Here is a 994-nt window from a genome sequence, read left to right as displayed (position 1 = left end):
TAAGGGACGGGGGCCCCCCCGTGGTTGGACACGACCACCCCGTCCATCCCCGCGTCGACGGCGAGCCGCGCGTCGTCCGGGTGCAGCACGCCCTTCAACACGATCGGCCCGTCCCAGTGTTCACGCAGGAACGCCAGGTCGGGCCACGTCTTACCGGGGTCGCCGAACATGCCGGCGAAGTGCAGCACGGCCGCGTTCGGATCCTCGTGGACCGGCTTGGCGAGCCCCGCCCGGAACGCCGGGTCGGAGAAGTAGTTGGCGGTCCCGACACCATGCAGGAACGGCAGGTACGCCCGCTCCAGATCGCGGGGTCGCCACCCGAGCAACGGCGTGTCGAGGGTGACGACGAGTACGGAGTACCCGGCGGCCTTCGCGCGTTCCAGGAAGCTCCGGGTGACGTCGCGGTCCTTGGCCCAGTACAGCTGGAACCAGCGCTCCGCGTCCCCCATGGCTTCCGCGACCTGCTCCAGGGGCGTGCTGGACGCCGAGGACAGGACGTACGGCACGCCCTGCGCGGCTGCGGCCCGCGCCGCCGCCGACTCCGCGTCCGGGTGCACGATCGACAGCACGCCCACCGGGGCGAGCGCCACCGGCGCCGGCAGCGCCCGGCCCAACACCTGCACGGACAGGTCGCGTTCCCCCACGTCCCGCAGGAGCCGGGGAACGATCCGGTACCGGTCCAGCGCCTCCCGGTTGGCGCGGGCCGTGCTGCCGTTGCCCGCGCTGCCCGCCACGTAGCCGACCGGGCCGGCGCCGAGCCGGTGTTCGGCCAGCTCCTCCAGCCGGGTCAGGTCGGTGGGCAGCCGGGGCACGGCCCCGCCCATCCCGCCCAGGTAGATCTCGTACTGGAAGTCCGCCCAGTGCTTCGCCATCCGTCCGCCCTGCCCCTCAACCTCGAGAACGCCCCACGTCGCCGACGATCCTGACGACCCGAACACGCGCCGTCCACCGTTCGGCACGGTTGATGCCGGGGGTGAGGGCTGAGGGCGGAGGG

General features: G+C 73.1%; 1 protein-coding gene. It reads right to left on the bottom strand.

All coding sequences use genetic code 11. From position 1 onward, the window contains the following. Positions 1 to 872: alpha-hydroxy-acid oxidizing protein (locus tag P1P70_RS45070; protein WP_319248340.1), on the bottom strand; the 872-nt coding region annotated here is incomplete at its 3' end. Positions 873 to 994: the final 122 nt, after the last annotated feature.

The organism is Streptomyces sp. MB09-02B (assembly GCF_033794485.1).
GTDB lineage: Bacteria > Actinomycetota > Actinomycetes > Streptomycetales > Streptomycetaceae > Streptomyces.
This window is presented reverse-complemented; position numbering and strand designations above follow the sequence as displayed.